21 protein-coding genes and 8 tRNA genes are annotated in these 19,313 nt (G+C 46.7%); 10 read left to right on the forward strand and 19 right to left on the reverse strand.

Annotation, left to right across the window (positions count from 1 at the left end):
* From hisA to BM271_RS04770, 6 genes are all read left to right on the forward strand, one after another.
* The gene (hisA, locus tag BM271_RS04745; protein ID WP_046791293.1) at positions 1–702 is read left to right on the forward strand and encodes a 1-(5-phosphoribosyl)-5-[(5-phosphoribosylamino)methylideneamino]imidazole-4-carboxamide isomerase; all 702 of its coding nucleotides are present in this window, start codon (positions 1–3) and stop codon (positions 700–702) included.
* Positions 699–1,463 (forward strand): imidazole glycerol phosphate synthase subunit HisF, encoded by a 765-nt coding sequence (gene hisF, locus BM271_RS04750; protein WP_046791294.1) that lies wholly within the window; start codon positions 699–701, stop codon positions 1,461–1,463. Before hisA ends, hisF begins: the two co-directional genes overlap by 4 nt.
* The gene (gene hisIE / locus BM271_RS04755; protein WP_046791295.1) at positions 1,460–2,083 is read left to right on the forward strand and encodes a bifunctional phosphoribosyl-AMP cyclohydrolase/phosphoribosyl-ATP diphosphatase HisIE; all 624 of its coding nucleotides are present in this window, start codon (positions 1,460–1,462) and stop codon (positions 2,081–2,083) included. Before hisF ends, hisIE begins: the two co-directional genes overlap by 4 nt.
* A gap of 260 nt (positions 2,084–2,343) precedes the next feature.
* Positions 2,344–2,586, forward strand: a complete 243-nt coding sequence (locus tag BM271_RS04760) for a hypothetical protein (protein WP_046791296.1) — start codon at positions 2,344–2,346, stop codon at positions 2,584–2,586.
* Between the two features lie 94 nt (positions 2,587–2,680).
* Positions 2,681–3,025 carry a PadR family transcriptional regulator gene (locus BM271_RS04765; protein WP_046791297.1) on the forward strand — a complete coding sequence of 115 codons (345 nt, stop codon included), beginning with the start codon at positions 2,681–2,683 and terminating at the stop codon, positions 3,023–3,025.
* On the forward strand, positions 3,000–3,656 hold the full coding sequence (locus BM271_RS04770; protein ID WP_052749920.1) for a hypothetical protein: 657 nt from the start codon (positions 3,000–3,002) through the stop codon (positions 3,654–3,656). Before BM271_RS04765 ends, BM271_RS04770 begins: the two co-directional genes overlap by 26 nt.
* Here BM271_RS04770 and BM271_RS04775 read toward each other — a convergent pair.
* Entirely contained in the window at positions 3,653–4,267 is a 615-nt protein-coding gene (locus tag BM271_RS04775; protein WP_234960437.1) for an SLC13 family permease, read from the reverse strand. The genes BM271_RS04770 and BM271_RS04775 overlap by 4 nt on opposite strands.
* 333 nt (positions 4,268–4,600) lie before the next feature.
* On the opposite strand from BM271_RS04775, the gene BM271_RS04780 reads away from it, so the two are divergent.
* Genes BM271_RS04780 through BM271_RS04790 form a run of 3 tightly spaced genes read left to right on the forward strand, consistent with a single transcriptional unit; the run spans position 4,601 to position 7,159 of the window.
* On the forward strand, positions 4,601–5,443 hold the full coding sequence (locus BM271_RS04780; protein ID WP_046791299.1) for an ABC transporter ATP-binding protein: 843 nt from the start codon (positions 4,601–4,603) through the stop codon (positions 5,441–5,443).
* Positions 5,376–6,155 carry an ABC transporter permease gene (locus BM271_RS04785; RefSeq protein WP_046791300.1) on the forward strand — a complete coding sequence of 260 codons (780 nt, stop codon included), beginning with the start codon at positions 5,376–5,378 and terminating at the stop codon, positions 6,153–6,155. Before BM271_RS04780 ends, BM271_RS04785 begins: the two co-directional genes overlap by 68 nt.
* Positions 6,156–6,172: 17 nt before the next feature.
* Entirely contained in the window at positions 6,173–7,159 is a 987-nt protein-coding gene (locus BM271_RS04790; protein ID WP_046791601.1) for an ABC transporter substrate-binding protein, read from the forward strand.
* A gap of 73 nt (positions 7,160–7,232) precedes the next feature.
* Here the strand turns inward: BM271_RS04790 and brnQ are convergent, their stop codons facing one another.
* The 3 genes from brnQ to pdxS form a co-directional block, all read right to left on the reverse strand.
* Complete coding sequence (gene brnQ / locus BM271_RS04795; RefSeq protein ID WP_046791301.1) at positions 7,233–8,555, reverse strand: branched-chain amino acid transport system II carrier protein; 1,323 nt, start codon at positions 8,553–8,555, stop codon at positions 7,233–7,235.
* Positions 8,556–9,260: 705 nt separating this feature from the next.
* Complete coding sequence (gene pdxT / locus BM271_RS04805; RefSeq protein WP_046791302.1) at positions 9,261–9,848, reverse strand: pyridoxal 5'-phosphate synthase glutaminase subunit PdxT; 588 nt, start codon at positions 9,846–9,848, stop codon at positions 9,261–9,263.
* Positions 9,848–10,732: a pyridoxal 5'-phosphate synthase lyase subunit PdxS gene (gene pdxS / locus BM271_RS04810; RefSeq protein WP_046791303.1), complete on the reverse strand. Its 885-nt coding sequence runs from the start codon at positions 10,730–10,732 to the stop codon at positions 9,848–9,850. The genes pdxT and pdxS overlap by 1 nt, the downstream gene beginning before the upstream one ends.
* Positions 10,733–10,835: 103 nt before the next feature.
* Here pdxS and pdxR point away from each other — a divergent pair, with 103 nt between their 5' ends.
* Positions 10,836–12,176 (forward strand): MocR-like pyridoxine biosynthesis transcription factor PdxR, encoded by a 1,341-nt coding sequence (gene pdxR / locus BM271_RS04815; RefSeq protein ID WP_046791304.1) that lies wholly within the window; start codon positions 10,836–10,838, stop codon positions 12,174–12,176.
* 30 nt (positions 12,177–12,206) lie between these two features.
* On the opposite strand, the gene BM271_RS04820 is transcribed toward pdxR, so the two are convergent.
* The 15 genes from BM271_RS04820 to hslO all read right to left on the reverse strand — a co-directional run bounded on the left by BM271_RS04820 (position 12,207) and on the right by hslO (position 19,310).
* Positions 12,207–12,280 (reverse strand) — tRNA-Ile (locus BM271_RS04820).
* Between the two features lie 30 nt (positions 12,281–12,310).
* Positions 12,311–12,383, reverse strand: a tRNA-Ala gene (locus BM271_RS04825).
* Between the two features lie 28 nt (positions 12,384–12,411).
* Positions 12,412–12,495: transfer RNA gene (locus BM271_RS04830), tRNA-Leu, on the reverse strand.
* Positions 12,496–12,508: 13 nt separating this feature from the next.
* Positions 12,509–12,582: transfer RNA gene (locus BM271_RS04835), tRNA-Pro, on the reverse strand.
* Positions 12,583–12,594: 12 nt separating this feature from the next.
* A tRNA-Arg gene (locus tag BM271_RS04840) sits at positions 12,595–12,668 on the reverse strand.
* Between the two features lie 63 nt (positions 12,669–12,731).
* Positions 12,732–12,806, reverse strand: a tRNA-Gly gene (locus BM271_RS04845).
* A 10-nt stretch (positions 12,807–12,816) separates the two neighbouring features.
* A tRNA-Thr gene (locus BM271_RS04850) sits at positions 12,817–12,892 on the reverse strand.
* A 9-nt stretch (positions 12,893–12,901) separates the two neighbouring features.
* Positions 12,902–12,977 (reverse strand) — tRNA-Val (locus BM271_RS04855).
* Between the two features lie 223 nt (positions 12,978–13,200).
* Positions 13,201–14,688 carry a lysine--tRNA ligase gene (lysS, locus tag BM271_RS04860; protein ID WP_046791305.1) on the reverse strand — a complete coding sequence of 496 codons (1,488 nt, stop codon included), beginning with the start codon at positions 14,686–14,688 and terminating at the stop codon, positions 13,201–13,203.
* An 11-nt stretch (positions 14,689–14,699) separates the two neighbouring features.
* Positions 14,700–15,695 carry a tRNA dihydrouridine synthase DusB gene (dusB, locus tag BM271_RS04865; protein ID WP_046791306.1) on the reverse strand — a complete coding sequence of 332 codons (996 nt, stop codon included), beginning with the start codon at positions 15,693–15,695 and terminating at the stop codon, positions 14,700–14,702.
* On the reverse strand, positions 15,688–16,164 hold the full coding sequence (gene folK / locus BM271_RS04870) for a 2-amino-4-hydroxy-6-hydroxymethyldihydropteridine diphosphokinase (RefSeq protein WP_046791307.1): 477 nt from the start codon (positions 16,162–16,164) through the stop codon (positions 15,688–15,690). Before folK ends, dusB begins: the two co-directional genes overlap by 8 nt.
* On the reverse strand, positions 16,164–16,529 hold the full coding sequence (gene folB / locus BM271_RS04875) for a dihydroneopterin aldolase (protein WP_052749921.1): 366 nt from the start codon (positions 16,527–16,529) through the stop codon (positions 16,164–16,166). The genes folK and folB overlap by 1 nt, the downstream gene beginning before the upstream one ends.
* Complete coding sequence (gene folP / locus BM271_RS04880; RefSeq protein ID WP_046791309.1) at positions 16,522–17,310, reverse strand: dihydropteroate synthase; 789 nt, start codon at positions 17,308–17,310, stop codon at positions 16,522–16,524. Before folP ends, folB begins: the two co-directional genes overlap by 8 nt.
* Before the next feature lie 134 nt (positions 17,311–17,444).
* Entirely contained in the window at positions 17,445–18,374 is a 930-nt protein-coding gene (cysK, locus tag BM271_RS04885) for a cysteine synthase A (RefSeq protein WP_046791310.1), read from the reverse strand.
* A gap of 66 nt (positions 18,375–18,440) precedes the next feature.
* A complete protein-coding gene (gene hslO, locus BM271_RS04890; RefSeq protein ID WP_046791311.1) occupies positions 18,441–19,310 on the reverse strand; it encodes an Hsp33 family molecular chaperone HslO in 870 nt (289 codons plus the stop codon).
* Between the last annotated feature and the right edge of the window lie 3 nt (positions 19,311–19,313).

Raw genomic sequence — 19,313 nt, forward strand, 5'->3', positions numbered from 1 at the left:
ATGAACATCATCCCTGCCATCGACATCATCGACGGTAAAAACGTCCGCCTGACCCAGGGGGACTACGATCAGAAAACATCCATGAAACGCACACCAGAGGAAGCGATACGGTTCTACTCCGGCTTTGAACAGGTCAAACGCATCCATATCGTCGACCTCATGGGCGCCCTCAAACAGGATGCCCAGGAATCGACAGTGATAGAGAAGCTCAAATCACTGACAGACCTCCCCCTCCAGATCGGCGGCGGACTGAGAAGCATCGAAACGATACGTCAATATGATGCAATCGGCATTGATTATTTCATTCTCGGTACAAAAGCGATTCTGGATATCCGTTGGCTGGAAGAAGCAGTGCGGGAATTCCCCGGACGCATATTTGTGGGGACAGACGCTAAAGAAAATGATATTTATGTCAACGGCTGGACTGAGAACAGCAACATTACCATTGATGAATACATTAAGGAAATCGAGGTCCTGGATATCGCGGGCATCATCTATACCGATATCAATAAAGATGGAATGAACCAGGGACCGAACTTTGAAAATACACAGCGTATAAACAAATTGACGCACCATACTGTCATCGCAAGCGGCGGTGTCAGGAACAAAGCCGACCTGGATGAACTTGAGTCACTGGGCATCAATGATGCGATTGTCGGTAAGGCCAGCCACACTGATTCATTTTGGAGGGATATCAAATGATCAAGAAAAGAATCATACCCTGTCTGGATGTCAAAGACGGACGTGTCGTAAAAGGAGTGAACTTCGTAGGTCTCAGAGATATCGGTGACCCGGTCGAACTCGCCAAAAGATACAACGAAGAAGGCGCAGATGAACTCGTCTTCCTGGATATATCAAAAACACAGAACGGCCATGACCTGATGATAGATATCATCAGGGATACAGCAAAAGAGCTCTTCATTCCGCTGACGATCGGCGGCGGAATATCATCCGTCAGTGACATACGCCAGCTGCTTAATGCGGGAGCGGATAAAATCAGCATCAATTCCGCTGCATTGAAGGACCCGGGACTGATTGAAACGGCATCAGAAGTATTCGGCAGTCAATGCATATGCATTGCCATCGATGTAAAATATGATCCCGCGAAAGAGGACTGCTTCGTATTCACACACGGCGGTTCAAAGGACACCGGAATCCGTGCATACGACTGGATTGTCCGATGTGCGGAACTTGGTGCCGGAGAACTCCTGATCACAAGCATGGATCATGACGGTGTAAAACAGGGATTCGATCTCGATTTCCTGACAAAGGCAAATGCTCTCGTCGATATTCCGATCATCGCGAGCGGCGGTGCCGGCAATGAAGGGCATTTCATTGAACTCTTCCGTGAAACCGATGTTTCCGCAGGACTCGCAGCTTCCATATTCCACAACAAAGAAGTGGAAATAGAAGATTTGAAGCACAAGCTTCATGATGAAGGATTCGAGGTGAGACTTACGTGAAACCGAACTTTGAAAAAGGAGGCGGCCTATTATCCGTCATCCTCCAGGATTACAGGACAAAGCAAGTATTAATGAATGGTTTCATGAATGAAGAAGCCTACCTGAAGACGCTCGAAAACGAAGTCGTGTGGTTTTATTCCCGCACGAAAGAGAGACTTTGGAAAAAAGGGGAAACAAGCGGCCATGTCCAGGCTGTGAAAGATATGGCACTCGATTGTGATCAGGATGCCCTCCTCATCCAGGTCGATCCCAAAGGACCCACATGCCATTTGGGGACACAGAGCTGTTTCGGGGATGAATTTTTCAATTTACAGATGCTCGAAAAGATTGTGGATCAGAAAATCGAAAATCCGCAGCAAGGGTCCTATACCAAATACCTGACAGATGAAGGTATAGATAAAATACTCAAAAAATGCGGGGAAGAGACGACCGAAGTTGTGATTGCAGCAAAAAATAATGATCAAAAAGAACTTATCAATGAAACAAGCGACCTGCTCTATCACCTTCTCGTCCTCCTGAAAAATCAGGGGGTTTCCCTGAAGGATGTTGAAACCACATTGGAGGAACGCCATGGGGAAAACCTGTCATATAAAGTGCGCGGAGAAATCAAAGAGTGGTAAATGGCAAAAGGGGGGGACCGTCTGGATCATCTCCCGGGATTCCAGAACAAAAAATAGAATATCCGTTTATAGAAATGGCCCGGGGGCACCTCACTGCGACCCCGGGCCATTTTCTTATTCCTGTCTGATTAAGCATAGATAATTCGAATTCGGGTAGAATAATAATACATTCAAAAATCATACGGCAGACCTGTTATCCAGCAGCGTACAGTTTTCTTTGAGTTGAGCCGGAAGATCTTAAAAGATGGAAGGAGATCAAGATGAGTGGAAAATTTGATTTCAAAACGATTGTAACTGCGTTTGTTATTGGTATACCAGTCGGTCTGGTATTCGGTCTGATGATTTCCATACTGACAGGAAATTATGTCTATATATGGGCAGTCGGTATTCCAATCGGCATTATATTTGGCATCCTCCTCGCTATACCGATGGTGAAAGGCAGAAACCAGTCTGCAAAAGAAATGTCAGAGGACGCAGACACAGAGGACGACGAAAGGCTGTAGACCCTTTCGTCTTTTTTTCATCTGGTAACTTGCTATACAATCTATTGGATGTATTCTATACTGTTACTAAGTTGTGAGACAAGGAAGTGGGAAGATGAAATCTCAGATGCTCAAAGGGATACTGGAAGGATGTATTTTGAAACTTATTGACAGAGAGACACTGTATGGTTATGACATCATCATCCGTCTCCAGGAATTCAACCTGGGCATGGTGAGCGAAGGCAGCATCTATCCTTTGCTGTTAAAACTCCAAAAATCAGGATATATCACAGGCAGACGCGTTAAATCTTCAGAGGGTCCGATGAGGAAATACTATAAAATCACAGAAGCCGGGACTGCTTATCTGAAAGAGTTCCAGATGCACTGGGAGCAGTTGGACATTGCTGTAAATGACATTTTTGGGGAGGGTAAGGATGAAGCTGCTCGAAAAAGAATATAAGTATATGTACCAGACATTGGACGAAGAAGACCAGATGCTCTTCGAGGAACTGGAAGGGATTATCGATTCCCACCATTCCCGGACTGAAGACAAATGGGATGTGCTGCATGAAATGATGACGCACCTTTACGAATCAGAAGGTGAATCCTTCAAATCCTTGTTTGGAAAACAGCCGGAAAATTACGCACTGGAGCTCGGCACAAGCATGGAGAAAGGAAAAAGCCGCTACTGGAAAGATTTTGGAATGTTGTTCGCCTATTATACTTTCATCTATTCGCTCTGTGTGCTCATTGCGGGATCATTCACAGTGTCATGGCTTCTACTGGCACTCCCGTTGCTTATTGCTCTCATGATACCCATGATGAATAAAGGCATCAGACAGCAGGCATTTAAAGGCCCTGCGTCCCAGACATCCACCACCATTACTTTTCTCCTGCTTTTCGGAATTACGAAAGTTTTCATCATTTTCACATTCCATGATTATTTCAGCCCATTTCTCATCGTGAACTACGACGGCGATGTAATATCGGTCATTAAAATAGCGTGTTTCACCTTGTTGATTACCGTATTCTTCATTACTTTAATCACATCCCGGCGCATTTCGATGAAGTTCTTATCATATTCAAATTAGATGATTCCCATTACAAATGCTGCCATTGCGAGCAGACTGAATCCCCACACCCAGAATATTGCATACTTTATATAACGGCCCATTTCAATGCCTGCAAGTCCGACAGCCAGCCAGTGGACCGGTGAAAACGGACTGATGAATGTTCCAATGATGTTGCCGATCATAATTGCATATGCTGCTGTGATGCTGTCAATCCCATAGCGGGTTACAATCTGATCAACAACCGGAAGCAATGCAAAATAATATGCATCAGTGTTAAGCACCAGTTCGAGCGGTGCTCTAAAAATACCTATGATGTAATGCAGATATGGTACCAGGAATGCAGGTAATATTACCACAATATCTTCTGCAAGTGAATTTAACATGCCACTGTTTTCCAGTATGCCCAGGAATGAACCTGCAGACAGAATGATGGCTGCCATCATCAGGGCGCTTGGAGCATCCCCCTTGATTCTGTCCATCTGCACATTCATCTTTGTATAATTTACCGGCAGTGCGATACTGACAGCCAGCATGAATATGAGTCCGGCCGGAAGTACGCCCCACATAAGGAATACAACCACAGCGATTGTAAGTGCAAAGTTGAACCACAGTAATTTAGGCCTTTCCAAATCTACAGCTTCTTCATCTTTTTCTTTGCTCAGTTCGAAATTATCGAAATTTATGAATTAGAACCGGAGTGCCGACAATTGACGCTGCCTTTGATAATTCAGCTGTAGTGTGTGAAGGTGTCCCCAAACCAGGTGATCTTTTTACATGTCTCCTGTCCATAATCCCCGTTACACTGTTTTATTTTAACCATGCTTTTGTCTGGCCCTGCTTAATCGTTCCGGTTTTCATCTTCATATTTTCAATCAATCTCCATTACCCTCCTTGACAGAACGTTTAAAACTAACATATAATCCATATATGTTTAGTGGGATTTAGAAGGGGCGGTGTGCACTATGAAAGTAAGTCTGAAAAAAGTTAATAAATCCTTTCAAAAAGGGAAGGACGACACGCTGAAAGTTTTAAATGATATTGATTTCAATATCGAGGAAGGTGAATTTGTATCATTGGCCGGTCCCTCGGGCTGCGGTAAATCTACAATATTGAAATTGATTGCCGGACTGGATTCACCCACTTCAGGAGAAGTGCTTGTAAATGGCAATAAAGTCAAAGGACCCGGTACAGACCGCGTCGTTGTATTTCAGGAAGGCGGCTTATTTCCCTGGATGACAGTGTTTGAAAATGTTACATATGGACTTTTACGTAAGAAAATGAGTAAAAAAGAAGCTGAAGAAAAAGCGATGGACGGTCTCAGAATGGTTCATCTTATAAACTTCAGAGAATCATATCCCCACGAGCTCTCAGGCGGTATGAAGCAGCGTGTAGCCATCGCACGTGCACTGGTCATGGACCCGGATGTCCTCCTGATGGATGAGCCGTTCGCAGCACTTGATGAACAGACCCGCCTTGTTCTGCATAGAGAACTCCAGAAAATCTGGCAGGAAACAGGCAAGACGATTCTATTCATCACACATAATATCCGTGAAGCTCTGACACTTTCAGACAGGGTGTTGCTCATGAGCACAAGACCCGGTGCAGTGAAGAAGGAGTTCACTGTTCAGGCTGCAAGACCCAGAGATCCATCCGACAGCAACATTGTCGATCTGGAGCGGCGTGTGATGGAGGAATTGGAAGAAGAAATGGAAAAAGTGCTGAAGGAGGAATTTGGCAATGACTACCATCTTGAGAAGAGTCATGTTCGTAGCAGTGATCATAGCGATATGGGAAGTCATATCTAAGCTTGGGATTTTCCCGACATTCATGTTCCCGCCCTTGATCATTCCAAGCGTCCCCGGCGGCGTCACAGTTTTCAAAACGTTGATCGGCGGAATATTTTCCGGACAGATACTGGCTGCCACAGGGGTGACACTCAGCCGTCTGCTCATAGGCTTTTTCATTGCAGTGGTGCTTGGACTCACATTTGGTTTTCTGATCGCCCGCTACAAATGGGTGGATGATACATTAGGCTTTTTCGTAACAGCCCTCCAGTCCATTCCAAGCATCGTCTGGTTCCCGCTCGCAATCGTGTGGTTCGGGCTCGGGAACACGGCGATTTTATTCATAGTAGCCATTGGAGCCACATGGACGATGACAGTCAATTCCAGTGCAGGGTTTAAAAATGTCCCGGACATTTATATCAATGCGGCAAGAACACTCGGTTCATCAGGTTCCCATCTTCTGAAAACCGTCATACTGCCCGCTTCAGTCCCCCATATCATTTCCGGTCTCCGGGTGGCCTGGGCATTCGCATGGCGTGCCATCATGGCCGGTGAACTGCTGGGGGCAGCCGGTGGACTCGGTTACCTGCTCGATCTCGGACGTTCTACGCAGGCAATGGATCTCGTCCTTTCAATCATGATTGTCATCGGTGTCATCGGTACGATCATAGATAACCAGGTATTTCTTAGAATGGAACGCTCCGTTGCAAGAAAATGGGGACTCAGAACATAATGGAAAGGATAGATCACATGAAAAAAACACTGACCGGCTTTTTGATGATGCTGACACTTATCATTGCAGGATGCGGAGGCGGCGGTTCAGAAGATGCTGCAGAAGAAGTGCGCATCGGCTATTTCCCAAACTTCACACATATTACAACCATCATCGCTCTTGAAAATGGCTATTTCCAGGAAGAATTCGGAGAAGATATTACAATCGATACGATGACATTCCCCAACGGCAGTGCATTTATGGAAGCAATGTCAACCGATGAATTTGACATCGGCACAGTAGGGCCCTCTCCTACCACAAACACTTACTTAAGAAACCCTGCCCATGAAATCATCGCAGGGGCTGTAAACGGAGGGGCCGTCCTTGCGACAGCTGAGAATTCCGGCATAGAAAATACAGAAGATTTAAAAGGCGCAAGAGTCGCCATCCCGACAATCGGTTCCACGCAGGACATCATGCTGCGCAAAGTCCTTGAGGACGCAGGCCTTACAGCCGAAGACGTGGAAATGGTGCCGCAGGCGCCTGCTGACACTTCCACACTCTTCCTCCAGGGAGATGTTGAAGCAGCGGCTACGCAGGAACCTTGGGGTGTATTCCTGGAAAATCAGGCAAATGCAGATATCCTCCTCGATGAAGAAGAATTCGCATGGGGAACTGAATCCACGACTACAGTTGTAACGGCCCGTCAGGGATTTACAGACAGTAACCCGGAACTGACTGAGGCATACATCCGTGCTCATATGAAAGCAATTGAATTCTTCGAGCAAAATCAGGAAGATGCCGTACAGATATTCGTCGATCACATTGCGGAAATCTCCGGCCAGGAACTTGATTTCGAAGAGACCCTCGAGGCAAGCAACCGCTTGAACCCGACATATGAAATCAATGAGGAAGTCCTGCAGGAGATGGCAACAATCAGCAGTGAAGCGGAGTATACGCCATCAGACGATATCGAAGGACTCGTCAATACGGAATTTCTGGATGCAGTACTGGAAAATGAATAGACTATAAGAAAGGCAGGATGTGAAAATTTCACATCCTGCCTTTCTTATGGTTTTTAATCCCCTGTCGTATACATCAGATCGTCCGCTCCTGCGATTGGACGTTTTCTTTTTTGTTCAATCGGTCTGTCACCAGACCGGCCAGTGTCAACAGCATAAAAGGCAACAGCCAGCCGAGCCCGTCACCTGATAATGGAATCATCAGATATACAGCAGCTATGAGTTCACTGTTAAGCAGACTATTTGTATAGATGATTTCCAGTACGGAGATCACCAGCGTCACAATAACCGGCAGGATATACGCATATTTCAATTCGAAACTGATGAAGATATTTATAAATGAAACCAGAACCAGCACAATGGCCAGCGGATAAAGGAACGTAAGCAAAGGGACCGCCAGACTGAGTATCGTCTCCAGCCCAAGTGTTGTAAAGAAAAACCCTACAGCAGTAAAAGCCGTGACATACATTTTGTATGACACCTTATTGTAGTGCCTGCAGGCAAATTCCGCACACGCATTGACCAAGCCGATGCACGTCGTCAGGCATGCCAGAACCACAATGAAAGAGAACAGCAGATCTCCAAAACCGCCAAAAATACGCAGAGAATTATACGTGAGTATATCTGTGCCATCCTGATAACTATCCCTGCCCGTTGTCCCGCCGATATAGGCGAGGGAAAAGTAAACCGTAACCAGAAGGACAGATGAAAGGATGCCGGCTTTTATTACAGAAAAGATAATTTTGGTCTTATTCGTGATACCTGCATATTTAAAACCATTGACAATCACAATCGAAAAGGCCAGTGCTGCAACCAGATCCATCGTGAAATACCCTTCCAGGACCCCCGAAATAAAAGGTATCCCAACGTACTTGCCCTCTGGGGCCTGGAGCGGCGCTTCCGGGCGGAAAATTGCGTATATGGACAGCAGTGCAATCCCAATCAACAGCAAAGGTGTCAGCAGCTTTCCTATGTTATTCACTATTTTCGTGGGATTCAGCGCAACGGTGTATACAACGATGAAAAAGATTATGGAAAATATAATCAAAGTAAAAGAATTATGTACGGGCAGAAGATTCCTTGTCCCAATCTCATAAGCGACGTTCGCAGCCCTCGGGATGCCATAAAATGCACCGATGGACATATAGATCAGAATAGCGAATACCAGGCCGAACAATGGATGCACCGGTTTACCCACCCTTTCGACACCTTCGTCGTAATAGGCGACTACTATCACTGTAAGAAACGGCAGCAACACTCCGGTGATTGCGAATCCTGTCATCGCAACCCACATCTTCTCACCTGCCAGATGGCCGAGCATCGGCGGGAAAATTAAGTTTCCCGCACCAAAGAAAAGTGAAAACAGCATCAGGCCCGATATCAATACTAAACGATTCATCAAAATCCTCCTCAACAAAAAAAATACCCTTAATAAAGGACGGCTGTATCACCGTGGTACCACCTTTAATAATCTCCGATTCCCAATTCATTGAAAGGAACCGTTCAATATAGATTTTGATAACGTGTCATCAACACGGAATCGCCTACTCGCTTTCAGCAATTCACCCGAAAAAGAATTGATATTTCGAATCAACTTCGGCCGCTTTACACCTGCCAGCAGCTCTCTGATTTTCCTGTTCATCCAAAAAGGTTCTTCCGGGGCATATTCAGTTAAATATCTGAATTAATTATAAGACTTTTATAAACATTGTCAATATGCCAGAGAGTCGCAATTGTCACTTTATATACTGAGCAAGGTCATATCAGAAGTTTTAAAGTCAAAAGAATCCACCTGAGTATAATTTTGAACGGTCTGCCGGATGTATACAAAGCGTAAGATACAGAGATTTAAAAATCTGTTGAAGCTGTTCATCAGATTGCCACAGAACATGCAGTTGATCATGATTAAGAATATTCTCTCCTGTATCGAGAAATAAAGGCGACCAACCATATAAATGGAGTCGCCTATAATGGTGAAGAAGAATCGCAGTGGATTGACCATTGTCATCACCGGAGCATCAAACGGATAAGACAGACAACTTTTTAAACCATCCGTGAAATGATAAGAGCGCCGTTCCCTGAATCGGGGCGGCACTCTTATCATTTATGTTCCTACTGAGAATCCTGCTTCCGCATATTTCTGTACCATATCTATAAAAAATTGATGAAAGACCGTTGAATCTGTGAGTTCGGGATGGAATGAAATACCCAGATGCCTGTCCGACCGTACCGCAACAATCTTATCATCAACCCAGGAAAGCACCTCTGCGCCCGTATCGGCAGAGACGATGTGCGGCGCCCTGATGAAGATTGCAGTCGCTTTTTCATCGATACCTTCTACATCGAGCTCCGCTTCAAAGCTGTCGATCTGCCTGCCGAATGAATTTCTTTCGACCGTAATGTTGAGTTTGCCCAGATGCCCTTCTTCCAGCCCGACGACATTTTCAGCAAGCAGTATCAGGCCGGCACATGTACCGAACATCGGCAGGTCACTCGCGCGGAGCGCTTCAGTGAATCCGTAGCGGTCCATCAGGCGGCGCATTGCAGTGGACTCTCCTCCCGGAAGAATGAGCCCGTCTATCTGCTCGAGTTCATCCACCCTTTTGATCGGCAGGGCTTCATGTCCGCATGCCTCGACGAGTTTCAAATGCTCCCTTACCGCCCCCTGCAGTGCAAGTATGCCGATCCGCATTACCATCCGCGTTCCTGCATTCTTTCTTCCAGAGACAGCTGGTTGATATCGATTCCTTTCATCGCAGAACCGAGTTCTTTTGCGAGTCTTCCGATCAGTTCATAGTCCTGGTAATGCGTGGTCGCTTCCACAATTGCTTTGGCAAATTTTTCAGGGTTTTCCGATTTGAATACTCCGGACCCGACAAACACGCCGTCTGCACCAAGTTCCATCATGAGTGCCGCATCCTGCGGTGTTGCGACACCCCCTGCTGCAAAATTCACTACTGGAAGCTTGCCCAGTCTTTTTATTTCCTGTAAGACATCGTATGGTGCTCCTTGGTTTTTCGCTTCAGTCATAAGTTCATCATCACTCATCACTGAAATCTGACGCACTTCCTGATTCACCATCCGCATGTGCCTCACTGCCTCGACGATATTGCCTGTACCCGGCTCCCCTTTTGTCCTCAGCATGGATGCACCTTCCCCGATGCGCCTTGCCGCTTCACCGATATTACGGCATCCGCATACGAACGGGACAGTGTAATCGTCTTTCTTCAGATGGAATACTTCATCTGCCGGTGTAAGTACTTCAGATTCATCTATATAGTCCACTCCGAGCGATTCTAATACTCTCGCTTCTGTAATATGACCGATTCTGCATTTTGCCATTACCGGAATGGATACCGCGCTGACAACTTCTTCAACGATCCGCGGATCACATGCCCGCGCAACACCGCCTGCCGCCCGGATGTCGGAAGGCACACGTTCAAGCGCCATGACAGCGACTGCGCCCGCCGCTTCTGCGACTTTTGCCTGCTCTGCATTGACGACATCCATGATTACGCCGCCTTTCTGCATTTCCGCCATTCCTCTTTTGACTCTTTCTGTACCTGTCTGTTGCATTCTATACAACTCCCTTTCCTGTTTGCGATTATATTAAAATAGTATAGAATGAAATCTGAATACTCTAAAGTATCAGTTTGAAAAATATTGAGGAGGTCAGATTATGCTAATCAGCTTGGATAAACATTCGGATGTCCCTTTATTCGAACAGATTTATAACAGTATAAAGCAGCAGATCATCGATGGAGAACTTGTGAATGATGATAAACTTCCCAGTAAACGTCAGCTGCAGCGCGATCTCTCCATCAGTCAGACAACGATTGAGAATGCCTATGGCCGTCTCGCGGATGAAGATTTGATATACAGCAGGGAAAAAAGTGGTTATTTCGTCACACCGACCGAGCAGCTCAAACTTGGGAATAAAACTCCCGGCCCGGATATAGTAAGAGCAGAGAAAAAGAAATACGCCCTCCCTCTCGGTACCATCGATACGACAATCGTCCAGAGTGATGTGCTGAAACAGATCGCCAGGGAAGTCTTTTCAGATAATGAACTGCTGAATCTCGGGGATGAGAGCGGGGAAAAGGAGCTCAAAGAACAGATCAGACACTATCTGCATATCAACCGCGGCGTCACATGTGCGATCGATCAGATCTTTATAGGACCCTCCACTGAATTTCTGCTCGAGCAGGTACTTTATCTGTTGAAATATCCCAGCATGACAATTGAAGACCCAGGCTATCCTGTCATTAAAAAGGTTCTGAACCGCCTTGAGAGTGAAGTGGATTTTGCCGAGGTTCTTGAAGACGGCGTGGATGTTGAAGCCGTGCGGGCACTGAATAACCCGGTGGTCCATGTAACCCCCTCACATCAATTTCCAAGCGGCGTGGTTTTATCTTTAAAGAAACGCATTCAATTACTGAATCATGCAAGTGTCACAGACAGTTACATCATTGAAGATGACTATGACAGTGAGTTCAGATACACCGGAAGGCCTTTATCCTCGCTGCAGGGGCTGGATCAGAACGACAGGACCATTTATATGAGCACGTTCTCAAAATCCCTCTATCCCTCTCTGAGACTCTCCTGCATGGTATTGCCGAAGCCGCTTGCCGAACTTTATTATCAGAAAGCTCTTTCCTGCAATGTGTCCAGACAGATGCAGCATATTGTGGCGTCTTTCATGGAACGGGGCTATCTGAACCGGCACATCAACCGGATACGCAAGATCTATAGGACAAAAATGGAGACGATCACGGAGTGGATATACTCTGAATTCGATGAAGTCGAAGTATATGGTGAACACACCGGCATGCATTTCCTGATAAGGGTCCCGGACAGGGATCTCAGCAGAGCTGCTGAAAAACACAGTATGGTCCACGGCAACACCTATTCCCATACGAGGAACCTTGCTGACACGGTACTCGTCGGAATCGGGGAAAAGGATGTGCATGAAATCAAAGGGATACTAGCGGCATTTCTGGAAGATATTTTCCCAAAATAAAAAAGCACAGATATTTCTGTGCTTTTTGAGTGGGCCTAAGTGGACTCGAACCACCGACCTCACGCTTATCAGGCGTGCGCTCTAACCAGCTGAGCTATAGGCCCTCAATATGTAATTCAAAATTAAAAAATAAGTGGAGACTAGCGGGATCGAACCGCTGACCTCCTGCGTGCAAAGCAGGCGCTCTCCCAGCTGAGCTAAGCCCCCATGAAATGTATAAGATAACATAAGATAATGCGGGTGAAGGGACTCGAACCCCCACGTCGATAAAGACACTAGATCCTGATTCTAGCGCGTCTGCCAATTCCGCCACACCCGCGTAATAATAAAAATCGGGAAGACAGGATTCGAACCTGCGACCCCTTGGTCCCAAACCAAGTGCTCTACCAAGCTGAGCTACTTCCCGTGGCTGTACAAGCGCGCCCGAGAGGAGTCGAACCCCTAGCCTCTTGATCCGTAGTCAAACGCTCTATCCAATTGAGCTACGGGCGCATATATAATCAATATTGTTTGTTTGCAAAAAAATAAAACGGCAAATGACCGCTTAATAAAAAATGGAGCGGAAGACGGGATTCGAACCCGCGACCCCCACCTTGGCAAGGTGATGTTCTACCACTGAACTACTTCCGCATTATAGTAATGGTGCCGGCCAGAGGACTTGAACCCCCAACCTACTGATTACAAGTCAGTTGCTCTACCAATTGAGCTAGGCCGGCGACTATTAATGGTGGAGAATGACGGGTTCGAACCGCCGACCCTCTGCTTGTAAGGCAGATGCTCTCCCAGCTGAGCTAATTCTCCTGTAAGGCTTATTAATAACGTCGACTTTTATATAATATACTATATCCACTGTTAAAGTCAACACAATCTTAACAGATTTTTAATATAAAGAGTAAATTCACTCTAATAATTCAGATTGATGTAATATTTCAACCCGGGGACCGGCTTTCATCCGCCCGATCTTTATATATCATATCAGAAAAAAGTGCCTGAATCAAAACCAGGCACCTTTTCTTCAATGATTTTATTTCATTCTCATATAAGGGAACAGCAGTACGTCCCTGATGGATGCGGAGTCCGTCAGCAGCATGACCAGACGATCGATGCCGATACCGAGTCCGCCTGTTGGCGGCATACCGTATTCCAATGCTTCCAGGAAGTCTTCGTCCATTTCATGGGCTTCATCGTTGCCCGCTTCTTTTTCCGCAACCTGTGCCTCGAAACGTTTTCTCTGATCGATTGGATCGTTGAGCTCTGTAAATGCATTGGCATGCTCACGGCCGACAATGAAAAGTTCAAAACGGTCCGTAAATCTCGGGTCTTCCGGGTTTCGTTTCGCAAGCGGTGAGATTTCGATCGGATGCCCGAATACAAACGTTGGCTGGATCAGTGTCTCTTCCACTTTCTGCTCAAAGAATTCATTAAGGATGTGTCCGTATACCATAGTCGGCTGCACTTCTACACCATGCTCTTTGGCAAGTGAATGCGCTTCTTCATCTGTCTTCACTTCATAGAAATCCACACCCGTATTCTCTTTGACAGCATCCACCATGTGCACGCGTTTCCATTTTGGCGTCAGGTCAATCTGTTGTCCGTCATATTCAACAGCCATCGATCCTGTTACATGATTGGCGATATGCGCAATCATTTCCTCTGTAAGATCCATGATGTCGTGGAAGTCCGCATATGCCTCATAAAGCTCGATCATTGTAAATTCAGGATTGTGGCGCGTGGAGATTCCTTCATTTCTGAATACACGGCCGATTTCATATACTTTTTCAAGTCCGCCGACAATCAGACGTTTCAAATGTAGCTCTATCGCAATACGCATGAACAGTTCCATGTCGAGCGCATTATGGTGTGTTACGAAAGGACGCGCCTGCGCACCTCCTGCAATTGTATGCATCATCGGTGTTTCCACTTCCAGGAAACCACGCTGGTTCAGATAATTGCGCATCTCCTGGATGATGAGGCTGCGCTTGATGAAGGTCTCTTTGGAATCACCGCTTGTAATCAGATCCAAATAACGTTTGCGGTAGCGTTCCTCAACATCTTTAAGACCATGATATTTATCCGGCAGTGGTCGGAGGGCTTTGGTAAGTGATTTGAATTCTTTCGCTTTTACAGAAAGTTCTCCTGTATTCGTCTTGAACATAACACCTTTGACACCGACAATATCACCGAGATCCGCCTGGTTCCATATATCAAAAGCGTCATCACCGATCTGATCCTTTCGGACATAAATCTGAATCTGCCCTTTGATGTCCTGGATATGCGCGAATCCCGCCTTGCCTTTGCCGCGCTTTGTCATTAGACGGCCTGCAATCACTGTACCGGATTCGTCTTCCTTCTCAGCCAATTCCTCTTTCGTAAACTGGTCCCAATCCTCTTTAAGCTGATCCGTATACGCTGTCCGTTCAAATTTTTCACCAAATGGATCGATTCCAAGATCGATCAGCTGCTGCATCTTTTCACGTCTGACCGCTATCTGGTCATTCAGTTCTTCACTCACTTATCTCTCTCCTATACTGTCATTTGTTTATTATTTCCCTGATGCTCATCGATGAATCCATCGATGATGCCCGCAAGCGCTTCACGTGTTTCCGCCTGGTTGATAGCCTTGCGCATATTGCCATTGCCTTTGATGCCTTTTAAGTACCATGAAGCATGCTTGCGCATTTCCATGACTGCCACCTTCTCACCTTTGAGATGAATCAGGCGGTCCATGTGAAGCTTGAGCACTTCCATCTTCTCTTCCACTTCGGGTTCACCCGCGAGGTCGCCCGTTTCAAGATAGTGTACCGTCCTGTAGATCATCCAGGGGTTGCCAAGCGCCTCACGGCCGATCATGACTGCGTCAACGCCTGTTTCCTCAAGCATCTTTTCAGCAAGCTCAGGAGATGTGACATCCCCGTTGCCGATGACCGGGATACTGACCGCTTCTTTGACCTGCCGGATTATATCCCAGTCCGCTGTGCCTTCATACATCTGCTCTCTCGTACGGCCATGCATGCTGATGGCAGCAGCGCCGGCTTTCTCCGCCATCTTAGCATTCTCTACAGCATAAATATGGGCGCTGTCCCAGCCGATGCGCATTTTAACCGTTACCGGCTTCGAGACATTTTCGACTACGGCGCTGACCATATCATAAATCTTCTCCGGATCAAGCAGCCATCGTGCACCGGCCTCACAGCGGATAATTTTGGATACCGGACATCCCATATTGATGTCGATGATGTCCGCTGTTGTATTCCGGTCGACATATTTCGCAGCTTCAACGAGAGTATCCTTCTCTCCGCCGGATATCTGGAGAGACAAGGGACGCTCGTTTTCATCGATATACAGCATTCGCATCGTTTTTTCATTGCCGAACAAAAGTGCCTTGTCACTGATCATTTCAGCACATACCAGACCAGCGCCAAATTCTTTGACAGTCAATCTGAATGCCGCATTGCATACACCCGCCATAGGTGCCAGTACAACCCGGTTCCCGATCTCCACATCTCCGATTTTAAACATTCTTTTCACCGGCTTCCAATTCTTCCTTCAAAGTCTGTATCGTCTTGTTCAGCTCCGGATGCACCCGTCCGCCGGCAATTTCAGACAACGGATCCAGAACGAATGCCCGCTTATGCATCTCCGAATGCGGGATGCTCAGATCATCCAGCGAAAGTTCGAGGTCTTCATACAATAAAATATCAATATCTATCGTGCGCGGTCCCCAGACCTCCGTGCGTACCCGGCCGAGTTCATGTTCGATCGAAAGCACATTCTCCAGAAGCTCCAGAGGTGAAATACGTGTCTCAATTTCTAGACACATGTTGATAAAGTCCGGCTGATCCGTCTTTCCATAAGGCTCTGTCTCATACAGTGACGAACGGTTCGTCACACTGATTTCATTTTGTTCATCGAGCCTGCGGACGGCAGAATCAAGGTTCTCCCTGCGATTTCCCAGGTTACTCCCGAGACCCAAATATGCAACTGCCATTATTCTTCCCGCTTTCTATTCAGTGTAATGCTCACATTATCATAATTACCCTCGATCGGAGGGTTCGGTTTCGTTATTGTCACTTCTGTCTTTATTATTTTATCATATCGGTCAAATAGCGCCTCCGACACTTTTTCTGCCAGATGTTCAATCAGATCCACTGATTCCCCCTTTATGATTCCTTCAATCATTGCATAGGCTTCCCCGTAGTGCACAGTCTGCTCCAGATCATCGGTTTTCGAGGCACCTTTCAGATCCAGATACATGGCCACATCGGTAATGAAAAACTGTCCGAGCTGTCGTTCGGCATCAAACACACCATGATAGGCATATGTCTTGATGCCGTTGATTTTAATATTATCCATCAAGGTCCCCCTTCAGCCTGACATACGCATCCGACAATCTGCGGTTTAATGAAACGTTATGGACACGCACAGCTGCAACGCCTTTATCGATGCCATGGATAGTTGTTGCCGCTGTCGCTTCATCACGTGCGCTTGGGGGCAGTTGTTCATCCATCAGTTCTTTAATCATCCGTTTACGGCTTGTCGCAAGCAGTACGGGGTAGCCAACAGCAACCAGCTCATCGAGCCGCCTCATGACCTCTAGCTCCTCTTCGCGGGATTTCACAAAACCTATCCCCGGATCGAGCCAGATGTTCGCTTCTTTTACACCGTGGGATTTAGCCAATTCAGCCGATTCCAAAAGCTCATGGATCATGTCTTCCACAACATCACCGTATTTTGCATGGTCATTATTGTGCATCAGGAAGATCGGTGCATCGAAGTCTCGCGCAACATCGAGGATGGTTTCATCGTATGTCCCGCGCCATTGGTCATTGATCATCGTTGCACCGGCTTCAAGTGCCCTGCGTGCAACAGAGCCGCGGAAAGTATCAATGGAAATTCCGGGTCCGAAGTCGCGGATTGCCTCTATCACGGGCACAACACGATCGATTTCTTCCGCTTCCGTGATCTCCGTATATCCAGGGCGTGTTGAATAGCCTCCGACATCGATGATATCCACACCTTCATCCGTCATTCGGCGTGCGTGAAGTACAGCGTCCTCCACAGAATTATACTTCCCGCCATCACTGAATGAATCCGGCGTAACATTCAGAATGCCCATTATTTTGAGCCGCTCCATACTATCATCCTCTATTCCATAATAATAGACATATTATAACACGACTCGCGGGTGAATTATAATGGCTGATACAGAAAATAAAATACCATACCCCGCTGTGGGACATGGTATTTAAGCTTCGGCTCTTATTGGTTTTAATCTTCGAAGTTGAAAAGTGGCGTGGAAAGATATCTTTCCCCGTTGGAAGGCAGAACTGTAATGACATTCTTCCCTTTACCCAGCTTTTTAGCAACCTGGATGGCTGCCTCGACTGCCGCTCCGGAAGAAATTCCGCCGAGGATTCCTTCTTTGGCTGCCATTTCGCGCGCTCTTTCCATGGCGATTTCGTTGCCTACTGTAACGACTTCGTCATAGATTTCAGTGTCCAGTGTCCCAGGGACAAATCCTGCACCAAGCCCCTGCAGTTTGTGCGGCCCCGGTTTACCGCCGCTGAGTATTGCTGAGTCTTCAGGTTCGAGGGCATATATTCTTACTTCAGGATGCGCCTCTTTGAGGACTCTGCCCGCACCGGAAATCGTTCCACCTGTACCAATGCCGGATATAAACCCGTCAACCGAAAGTCCTTCAGTCTGCTCTACGAGTTCCTTACCTGTCGTTTTCGCATGTATTTCAGGGTTCGCAGGATTTTCAAACTGCTGCGGCATGAAATAACCGTGCTTTTCAACAAGCTCTTCCGCTTTTTTGATTGCACCTTTCATGCCTTCGGCACCCGGTGTAAGGATCAGTTCCGCCCCGTATGCCTTAAGCAGGTTGCGGCGTTCCTTACTCATCGTATCCGGCATGACGAGCGTTGCTTTATACCCTTTGCTCGCTGCCACCATAGCAAGGCCGATACCGGTATTCCCGCTGGTCGGCTCGATGATTGTTGTGCCTTTATCGAGTTTTCCTTCTTTTTCCGCCGCCTCAATCATGGCAAGTGCGATTCTGTCTTTAACTGAACTCCCAGGGTTCATGAATTCAAGCTTAACGTAAATATCGGCTGAGTCGTCATCAGTAAGGTTGTTCAATTTTACAAGTGGTGTGTTCCCGATTGCTTCTGAAATATTATTATAAATTTTACTCATAATACGCTCCTTTTCCCTAGTTAATAGCTATGAATAATATACCACTACTGCACTGTGAAATCAACTTTAATGTGTGATAAGCTCCTCGAGCTCTTCTTTCTCAATCCAGACTTTATTGCGGCAGAAATGGCAATCCGCTTCCGCTCCGCCATCCTCTTTAATCATTGTAACAATTTCCTTGGGATCAAGTGTAGCGATAGCATTCAGGAATCGTTCCTTCGAGCATGTACATTCGAATTCCACAGGCATTTCATCCAGGGCACGCCAATTCTCACTCCCGATGACTTCATCGATGATTTCAGATGGTGTCAGTCCCTGGTCAATCAGTCTGGAGACAGGAGTCATTTCACTTGCCCGCTGATCCAGGAAATCCATCGTTTTCTCACTGGCACCCGGCATGACCTGGATGATGAAGCCGCCTGCTGCCTTGATTGTGTTATCCGGGTTGACGAGTACACCCAGAGCGACGATGGAAGGGACCTGCTCGCTTGTATAGAAATAGTAGGAGAAGTCTTCCCCGATTTCCCCGGAAATGATTTCCGTCGAGCCTGTGAAATGTTCCTTCAATCCGATGTCTTTGACTACATTCAAAGCGCCATCTGTGCCTACTGCCCGGCGCACGTCCAGCTTGCCTTTATCATTCAGCGGGAAATGCACCTGGGGATTGCTCAAATAGCCGCGCACCTTCCCTTTGGCATTACTGTCTACGACAATTGCACCGATCGGTCCGCCCCCCTGCAGCGTCACAGTCACCTTCTCTTCATTTTTCAGCATTGCACCCATCATGAGTCCCGCTGTCATCGTACGGCCAAGGGCCGCAGCAGCTGTAGGATAGGCGCCGTGCCTTGTGACTGCTTCATTTACCGTTTCTGTCGTATCGACAGAAAAAATTCTTATTTCATCATTCATTCCGATTCCTCTGATCAGATGATCCATTTG

Source organism: Salinicoccus halodurans (assembly GCF_900114445.1).
GTDB lineage: Bacteria > Bacillota > Bacilli > Staphylococcales > Salinicoccaceae > Salinicoccus > Salinicoccus halodurans.